Below are 8,369 nucleotides of genomic sequence, written 5' to 3'. Positions count from 1 at the left end.
GGCGAAGATCAGGGCGAAGATCAGGATCAGGTGTTTCATGGTGTCAGGCTAGCCAAGCCAGAGCCGCGGCGCAATCGCGCCGCGCCGTGGGTGACAGAGGGATATCACCGCTCTAGCTGGCAGCAGAAGCCCGGATTTCGGCCGCCAAGGCCCCCTTCGGCCCCTCAACGCAGCGGATGTGCAGCATTTCACCGGGTTGGACATCTTCAAGCCCGGCCCGGCGCAAGGTCGCCGCGTGCAGGAAAATATCGCCATCGACAGCTTCGCAGGTCACGAAACCATAGCCGCGAAGGGCATCGAACCATTTGACGACCGCTTCATGGAAAGGCGTATTGACGACGGCATGAGGGTGAAAACGCCGGGGACGCGCCTCGGCCTCATCATCACCACCCGTCATTTCAAGAATTTCGACCGCCTGGCGGCCTTTCTCACCCTTGACCGCATGGCAGACCACCATCGCATCAGGGAGCGCCGCCCCCTGGCCATATCGGCGCAGGCAACTGGCATGGATCAGGATGTCTCCGGAACCGTCGGTGGCATCAATGAAGCCATAACCCCGCGCCGGATCATACCATTTAATACGTCCCTCAAGCCGGACGACTTCCGTATCCTCAAAAACGTCGTGCGCTAGAACCATCACATCACTCGCTTCAACAACCCTACATGAACGTTTTTACACAAATTCATTCATCAAGAGAAGTTTAATCGAACAATTGGTTGCGTAAACGATCCGCAATATCTTGCCATTGCCACCCGATGGCATAAGAAAACCCACAACATTTAGTGTCTGTTGGACGCGCAACCCGCAACCAAATGGGTCTTTTATGTGACAAGGCCGCCAACTGCTTTTCGCCTGTCAGGCGAGTAGGCGTTGTGGAAAATTGGGTGATTCGCCGGGATTCATCCCCCGTCTCACCGGCCAATCCACCCGATTTGACCGACAGCGTGCACCCAGGGCCGACTCAATCTGGAGTACCGGCACCCGTCTCGATCGCAATCCGCAAACGGTCAGCCTCCGCGAGGCGCTCTATGGCCGGCTGGCTGCGATAGATTGCGCTATTGGCGCCATGCTCGGAACACTCGACTGATTCGACCCAGCAACGCCCCTGGGTCGCCTCACGTACGATCGCGTCAGCGCGCTGGAAGGTGAGCTCTGCCATGCGTTCGCAACTTGTCCCCTCAACGACGCGGACGCGGGCGATGCCGCGCGTGCCGAGCGCTTCGAGCGCCGGACGTTCCGGATCATCGCGGGCCACCAGCAGGGTGTGATCGAACATTTCGTGCAGCCAGTCACGAATCAGACCGAATCCGCCGCGCCCGAAATCGAGCACCCAGCCGCGCGCATCGAGTTGTTCGGCAGCGAACACAAAGTGAAAACCGAAGGAATAGCCATGCAGAAGGTGGCAATCGCTGTCGGCGGCCCATTGCCGCGAGCAGCAGGACAGTCCGCGGTCATTGCCATAGGTCTTGGTTGAAAGATGGGCCATGCCCCGCTCTCCCTGCCTGACGGCTCGATTAGAGCCGGTTTTCGCTATGCCGGTTCCGACAGCCCGGTGCGGGCCCCGGCCGACCCGGTCCCCGCAAGGGGTGATATCACACACATAATCGGGTGGAGGATCGCGTGGTAGGCCCTAGGGGAGTTGAACCCCTCTTTCCAGGTTGAAAACCTAGCGTCCTAACCGATAGACGAAGGGCCCAACGCGATGAGGGCCGTCTAATACGTAAGCCCGGGGCGTGTGGCAAGACGTTGATGTGAAAAAACTTCAGCGAATTGCTGTTGCCATGTCCTCGAGCTGGAATTGGGCCCGGTTTCGACCGTTCCATTGATCAAGTTTAACACGCCCTGCAACATGCCAGCGGCGCTCGTCAGCCGCCAGCAGGGCCTCGCCGACCGGCCCGTCCGCAGTGCGAAAAGAGATGCCCTGCAGGGTCGCGCCGCCACCATCGGTCAAAGTGAATCGGACATGATCCTTGCCGACGCGCTGGGCAAAGCTCACCCGCAGGTCGGCGAGCGCGAATCGCGGCTCCGAATTGCCCTGTCCGAACGGAGCTGCGGCCTGGAAGCTGCCGGCGAGTTCCGGCGAGACACCGGGCGCCGTCAACAACCCGTCCAGCCGCAAGGCCATCGCGTCGGTTGCTGCTGCCAGCTCCGGTGCCAGCCGCTCGTCCAGAAACGCCACCAGCTCGTGAATGCGTTCAGCATCGACCGTCAGGCCGCCGGCCATGGCGTGGCCGCCGCCGGAGATCAGCAGGCCGGCCTGCCGCGCCGCCGAGATGGCGCCGCCGAGATTGACGCCAGCAACCGAGCGCCCCGACCCCTTGCCGAGGACGGGCGAGACGCCGGTATCGAGTCCGATAATGATCACAGGCTTGCCATAGCGTTCCTTGACGCGTCCGGCGACGACGCCAATCACGCCGGCATGCCAGCCCTCGCCGGAGGCGACGAGAATGGCACGGTCCTGGCCCTGGCGTTCGATCTGGGCCAGCGCCTCTTCCATCACTTCGGCCTCGATGGCACGGCGTTCCGTATTCAGCGCGTCCAGCTCGGCCGCAATCCCTGCGGCTTCATCTTCATCATCCGTGGCGAGCAGCCGCGCGCCGAGATCGGACCGCCCGACTCGGCCGCCGGCATTGATTCGCGGCCCCAGCAGAAAGCCGGCATGATAGGTGGTGGCCGTGTCGTCCTTGATACCGGACACTAGGGCAAGCTGTCTCAGGCCCGGATTATGCCAGCTGCCCATCGCCTTGAGCCCCTGGGCCGTGAGGGCGCGATTAATCCCGCTCAGCGCGACCACGTCGCAAATCGTACCCAGCGCCGCCAGGTCGAGCCATTGCATCAGATCCGGTTCAGGCGCGTCGTCAAACCGGCCGCGCCGGCGCCCTTCCCGGTTCAGCGCGACGAGAAACACGAAGCTCACGCCCGCAGCCGCGAGATGTCCGCAGCCGGATGTGTCATCGGGCCGGTTCGGATTGACCAGGGCTGCCGTTGGCGGCAAATCCCCGTCCATCAGGTGGTGATCAATCACAATCACCTCGAGACCGATCTCTCGCGCATGCTCGAGCGGGGCGTGGGAGGTCGCGCCACAATCGAGCGTGATCACCAGCTCGGCGCCCTGCCCGTGCAGGATATCGAAAGCCGCCGCGCTGGGCCCGTAACCTTCCGCGACGCGATCGGGGACATAGAGCATGGCCTCATGACCGACCGCACGCAGCCAGCGGCGAAGCTGGGCCGAGGAGGTCGCGCCATCGACATCATAATCGGCAAACACGGCGAGTGACCGGCCGGCGTCGAGCGCATCCCAGACGAGGCTGGCGGCGCGGTCCATGTCCTGGAAGTCGGACGGATCAGGGAAGCTGTCCTTCAGGCGCGGACGCAGAAATTCTGCTGCCGCGCCGGGTTCGACCCCGCGACCGGACAATACGCGCGCCAGACTGTCAGAGATCTGCTGCTGGCGCGCGATGACCGCGATATCGGCATCATTGACCGGTCGCGCAATCCAGCGCCGCCCGGTTAGCGAACGCTCAACGCCGAGATAGGCGGCCGGCAAGTTCTCATGAGGGTCAGAGTCCGGGTTCATACCGTGCGCGCGCCTCCCGCCCGATCAGGCCTCCGGCCGGGCGCTGCGGACGCGGCGCACGGAATGGTCGGCCGAATCGAGCACCAGCGTATGGGTGTGGACCATGCCGTCGGCGCGGCGCACCGCATCGACCAGATCACCCTGTGTCACGCCAGCTGCCACGAAAAGGCACTGACCGGACGCCAGTTCATCGAGCTCATATTTGCGGTCCAGATCGGTCACACCGATCCGGCGCGCCCGTTCGCGCTCATCATCAGTGCGGAAAAAGAGCCGCGCCTGCATCTGGCCGCCAATACAGCGCAGCGCTGAAGCGGCCAGCACACCCTCCGGAGCGCCGCCGCGCCCGATATACATATCAACACCGGTCCCCAGCCCCGCCGCGCCCATAATACCGGCAACATCGCCATCGCTGATCAGCCGCACCCGGCCGCCAACGGATTTGACGCCATCGATAATATATTGGTGCCGCTCCCGCTCGAGGACACAGACCGTGATTTCCGACGGCGAGACACCCTTGGCGCGGGCCAGGTTGACGACATTGTCCTGGGGCGAGGCATCGAGATCAATCACGCCGGCCGGCAGGCCAGGCCCGATCGCGATCTTGTCCATATAGGTGTCCGGCGCATTGAGCAGACCGCCGCGCGGGCTGAAGGAGACCACCACCAGCGCATTATTCATGCCCCAGGCGGTCAGCGTCGTGCCTTCCAGCGGATCGAGGGCAATATCAATCTCCGGCCCGGAGCCGGTTCCGACTTCCTCGCCGATGAACAGCATGGGAGCTTCGTCGCGCTCACCCTCACCGATCACGATACGGCCACGCATCGGCATCGCGTTGAGCCCGGTACGCAGCGCATCGACAGCCGCCTGGTCAGCCGATTCCTTTTCGCCGCGGCCGATCCAGGCCGAAGAGGCAATCGCCGCCGATTCCGCGGCATTGACCGCCATCAGTGCCAGATTGCTCAGGGCGCGCGTATCACTCATGCTGACTTCTCCCGTGGGGCACCGGCTCGTCCCGGCGCCTGATTCTTCGACAAAGGATAAATGCGGATCACTGAGGCGGCGCGGTTCGCGTCCGGCCTTCGGCGACAAAATCTTCGGCCGCGCGCCGGTCCTCGGCCTCGATCGCCGCGATTTCGGCGGCCTGCCGGGCTCGGCGGCGCATCACTTCGGCAGCATCCCGGTCAAGCTCGGCCGCATCCGCGGCTGTCAGATTATTGGCAGGAACGGCGGGCGGTGCCTTGCGGCCCTCGACATCATCGACCAGCCGCTCGCGCATCCAGGCCGGGGTCGTGCTCTGATCGGCCAGGGGTTCGAAGGCCGTACAGCCGCCAAGGACGAGGCACACTGTCACAACCGGTAAAACCGCCGAGCGAAGGGGCGAAGTCATGCTATCTCCTGACGCTGGACGCGTGTATGGCTTTCTATACGCTCATCATCTCCTGAGTCACCACTCGAACACAAGGAATCGGCATGACCAACGGGTCCGGCAGCAATGACAAGAGCGATCCCAACCATCCCTGGGCGAATCTGACAGCGGCCGAGCTCGAGGCGCTGGACACGGTTTCGCGCAATCTGATGCAGGCTTCGCTGCACTCCCAGAAACTGATGTCGAACGTCATGCAAAAGGCGCTCGAGGGCGAAGCGGTGATGCCGCAGGCCGATCCCTTCCATTCGGCACCCGAGTTCAAGGAAGTCTGGCAGCACATTGCCACCCAGCCCGACCTGATGATGAAAGCCCAGGCGGAACTCGCCAAGGGCTATCTCGACCTGTGGACCAATACGACCCGGCGCGTCTTCGACGGCCCCGTGGAACCGACGATCAAACCCGATCCCGGCGACAAGCGCTGGCGCAGCGAGGACTGGTCGCAGAATCCGGTCTTCGACGCGATCAAGCAATCCTATCTGATGAACCAGAATTTCATGATGGGGCTGGTGCACGGCGTCGAGGGCGTTGACGAGCGCACCAAGCGCAAGGTCGAATTCCTCACCAAACAGATGACTGACGCGCTCTCACCCACCAATTTCGCCCTGACGAATCCGGACGTGCTGCGCGAGACCATGCGCACGCATGGCGCCAATCTGACGCAAGGACTGGAGAACCTGGTCGAAGATCTCGAGGCCGGCGGCGGTGGCCGTCTCGCCCTGCGTCAGACGGATATGGACGGTTTCCGTGTCGGCATTGATCTGGCGACGACGCCCGGAAAAGTTGTTTTCCAGAACGAGATTATCGAACTGATCCAGTATGCGCCGACCACCGAAACCGTGAAGGCCCGGCCGCTGCTGATTGCGCCGCCCTGGATCAATAAATTCTACATTCTCGACCTGCGCGAGAAGAATTCAATGATCCGCTGGCTGACGAAACAGGGCTTCACGGTTTTCCTGATCTCCTGGGTCAATCCCGGTACGAAATTGAAGGACAAGACCTTCGAGGACTATATGCACCAGGGCCTGCTGGCCGCGATCGATGCGATCGAGGACGCCACCGGCGAGACCTCGGTCAATACGGTGGGCTATTGCGTCGGCGGCACATTGCTCGCCGCGACCCTGGCCTGGCTGGAGGCAAACGGAACGCCGGAGCGCATCGCCTCGGCAACCTTCTTCGCGGCCCAAACCGATTTCGAACTGGCTGGCGAGCTCCTCCTCTTCGTCGATGATGAATGGATTGCCGAAATCGAGCGCCTGATGGATGCCCAGGGCGGCGTGCTCGATGGCCGCACCATGGCGGACACGTTCAACCTCCTGCGGTCGAATGACCTCGTCTGGTCCTTCGTCGTCAATAATTACCTGCTCGGCCGCCAGCCGCAGGCCTTCGATCTCCTGTTCTGGAATGCCGACCAGACCCGCATGCCCAAGGCGCTGCACCTCTGGTATCTCAAGAACATGTATCGCGACAACAAGCTGGCCAAGGGCGAGCTCGATTTCGACGGCGTCAAGCTGACGCTCGGCGACATCAGGACACCGGTCTATATGCAGGCCTCACGCGACGACCATATCGCGCCCTACCCCTCGGTTTATCGCGGCGCGAAACTGTTTGGCGGACCGGTGCGCTACATGATGGCGGGATCGGGCCATATCGCCGGCGTGATCAATCACCCCGACGCCCACAAATACCAGTATTGGACCAATGACGCGCTGCCCGGCACGGTCGAGGAATGGATCGATGGCGCCACGGAAACGCCCGGTTCCTGGTGGCTCGACTGGCGTGACTGGCTGTACGAGCGCTCCGGCAAGGATGTCGCAGCCCGGCAGCCGGGTAGCGGCAAGCTCACGGTAATCCGCGATGCGCCCGGCGAGAATGTACTGGTCAGGAGCGATGCGAAGGATGGGGTGAAGGCGCAGGCGCCTGCGGCCAAGCCCGAGCCGAAACCGGCGACGGCGGCGAAGCCAAAGACTGCTGCGAAGCCACGGTCCAGCTCGAAGCCGAAAACGGCGGCCAAGCCAGGGGCGGCAAGCAAAAAGCCCGCGAAGCCACGAACCAAAGCGCCAAGCTCCTCATCCTGAGCCACTCAGGATCATCTCATTCGCCAGATCGCAATGCGGCGCGTTCAACCGGGGACGCACGCAAGTCTGCCAAGCTGGACATGGCCGGGCATCAGGCCCCGCATCTGACCGCGTGATCGCGGCAGGCAAGCGCTGCCAGATCGATATAGAACGCGAAATCCGTGTCACGGAAAACCGCTTTCTGCCATCCTGCCATCCTGTCACAAGCGCCCGGAATGGCCTTGCAGGACAGAGGGTTGCCAATTGTTTTTCCGTGGCAGTCAGCCTGTCACCTGTCACTGACTGTCACGCGAAAAGCACTCGCCAGGACGCGCTGCCGGGCTCGGCGGGCGAGAAATTGGGGTGGGGCCGACAATGTCAAAGAGCGCGAAAACTCATCGATCATAGCCTGGCGGGGCTTGGCGAGAATAAGTTTGCTCTGAAATATTTGGTACCCGGCAGCCGTTTCCCGGCGGAAGCCTTCGATTTCGATGCCCCGGGCGCCAACCGGCCATCGCGGGGCCACCCCCTGAAAACCATGCCGGCATCCGGCCCGGGGCCCTGCTTGGCAAGGTTTCCAGGGCTGGCTCTGCCCGGCGCGGGCCGGGGGTGAGCTTGGAAATTCAATCGGTTTTATAGGCGCTTGGCTTGCGGGAATGGGTGCCTGTCAGCGGCTTTCTTTTGCCGTAGAGCTCTTTGATGTCGAGCTCCCGAGTCTCGTCGGGGTGACGCAATTGCCGGGAATGGCTTGGCTGCTCTGTCTCAGTCGCCAAACGCTTCCAGCGCTGACCGCAGCCCCAACCCGAACAGGACCAGCATCACGCCCTGAACCGTCAGATCGACGGCCAGGATCAGGCCGAGCAGCCATAGCCCGCTGGCGGGCCAGCTGAAGGCGATGATCAGGCCGATCAGGCCGGTGACGGCGCCGCTCAGCGCGATCAGCTGCCAGCCCGGCCCTGGGCGCAGCTGCAGGCCGAACCAGATGCGAAACGCTCCGGCTGCGATGAAGGAAACCGCCATCAACAGCGTTATCACCGTCGACGCCAGGGTCGGATTGATGAAGGCGAGCAGGCCGGCGAGCGTATAGAGGCCGCCGCTCAGCGCCCAGAACATCACATTCTGCCAGCCGCGCACCTGGAAAGCGTGCGCCAGAAAAGCGATACCGGCGATGCCGATCAAGAGCCCGAACACATAGACCGAGGCAATGGTCGCCGCGACCAGATTGCCGAAAGCGATCAGGCCAAACAGAAGAAACACGCCGCCGAGCCCGGCAAACCAGCCCCACTGCCGGTTGAGATCGAACACGCGGAC

Annotated in this window: 7 protein-coding genes and 1 tRNA gene; 1 reads left to right on the top strand and 7 read right to left on the bottom strand. The window is 62.9% G+C overall.

Going from position 1 to position 8,369, the window contains the following annotated elements:
* Positions 1–112: 112 nt before the first annotated feature.
* The 6 genes from AAC023_RS12290 to AAC023_RS12265 all read right to left on the bottom strand — a co-directional run bounded on the left by AAC023_RS12290 (position 113) and on the right by AAC023_RS12265 (position 4,965).
* On the bottom strand, positions 113–637 hold the full coding sequence (locus AAC023_RS12290) for a cold shock domain-containing protein (protein WP_339741493.1): 525 nt from the start codon (positions 635–637) through the stop codon (positions 113–115).
* Between the two features lie 325 nt (positions 638–962).
* On the bottom strand, positions 963–1,487 hold the full coding sequence (locus tag AAC023_RS12285) for a 6-carboxytetrahydropterin synthase (RefSeq protein WP_339741492.1): 525 nt from the start codon (positions 1,485–1,487) through the stop codon (positions 963–965).
* Between the two features lie 135 nt (positions 1,488–1,622).
* Positions 1,623–1,697: transfer RNA gene (locus AAC023_RS12280), tRNA-Glu, on the bottom strand.
* Between the two features lie 66 nt (positions 1,698–1,763).
* Positions 1,764–3,578 carry a single-stranded-DNA-specific exonuclease RecJ gene (recJ, locus tag AAC023_RS12275; RefSeq protein ID WP_339741491.1) on the bottom strand — a complete coding sequence of 605 codons (1,815 nt, stop codon included), beginning with the start codon at positions 3,576–3,578 and terminating at the stop codon, positions 1,764–1,766.
* Between the two features lie 24 nt (positions 3,579–3,602).
* Positions 3,603–4,559 carry a class II fructose-bisphosphatase gene (gene glpX, locus AAC023_RS12270; protein ID WP_339741490.1) on the bottom strand — a complete coding sequence of 319 codons (957 nt, stop codon included), beginning with the start codon at positions 4,557–4,559 and terminating at the stop codon, positions 3,603–3,605.
* Positions 4,560–4,626: 67 nt separating this feature from the next.
* Positions 4,627–4,965 (bottom strand): hypothetical protein, encoded by a 339-nt coding sequence (locus tag AAC023_RS12265; protein WP_339741489.1) that lies wholly within the window; start codon positions 4,963–4,965, stop codon positions 4,627–4,629.
* A gap of 83 nt (positions 4,966–5,048) precedes the next feature.
* Here AAC023_RS12265 and phaC point away from each other — a divergent pair, with 83 nt between their 5' ends.
* Positions 5,049–7,079: a class I poly(R)-hydroxyalkanoic acid synthase gene (phaC, locus tag AAC023_RS12260; protein WP_339741488.1), complete on the top strand. Its 2,031-nt coding sequence runs from the start codon at positions 5,049–5,051 to the stop codon at positions 7,077–7,079.
* Between the two features lie 741 nt (positions 7,080–7,820).
* On the opposite strand, the gene AAC023_RS12255 is transcribed toward phaC, so the two are convergent.
* Positions 7,821–8,369: HdeD family acid-resistance protein (locus AAC023_RS12255; protein ID WP_339741487.1), on the bottom strand; the 549-nt coding region annotated here is incomplete at its 5' end.

The sequence above is a fragment of the uncultured Maricaulis sp. genome (genome assembly GCF_963976135.1).
GTDB lineage: Bacteria > Pseudomonadota > Alphaproteobacteria > Caulobacterales > Maricaulaceae > Maricaulis.
Note: the sequence above shows the minus strand (reverse complement) of the source record. Positions and strands in the feature narration are given on the sequence as shown.

What these genes read in the sequence shown, in the direction of transcription:
- AAC023_RS12290 (WP_339741493.1), bottom strand. Translation starts at nt 637, where the DNA reads ATGGTTCTAGCGCACGACGTTTTTGAGGATACGGAAGTCGTCCGGCTT.
- AAC023_RS12285 (WP_339741492.1), bottom strand. Translation starts at nt 1,487, where the DNA reads ATGGCCCATCTTTCAACCAAGACCTATGGCAATGACCGCGGACTGTCC.
- recJ (WP_339741491.1), bottom strand. Translation starts at nt 3,578, where the DNA reads ATGAACCCGGACTCTGACCCTCATGAGAACTTGCCGGCCGCCTATCTC.
- glpX (WP_339741490.1), bottom strand. Translation starts at nt 4,559, where the DNA reads ATGAGTGATACGCGCGCCCTGAGCAATCTGGCACTGATGGCGGTCAAT.
- AAC023_RS12265 (WP_339741489.1), bottom strand. Translation starts at nt 4,965, where the DNA reads ATGACTTCGCCCCTTCGCTCGGCGGTTTTACCGGTTGTGACAGTGTGC.
- phaC (WP_339741488.1), top strand. Translation starts at nt 5,049, where the DNA reads ATGACCAACGGGTCCGGCAGCAATGACAAGAGCGATCCCAACCATCCC.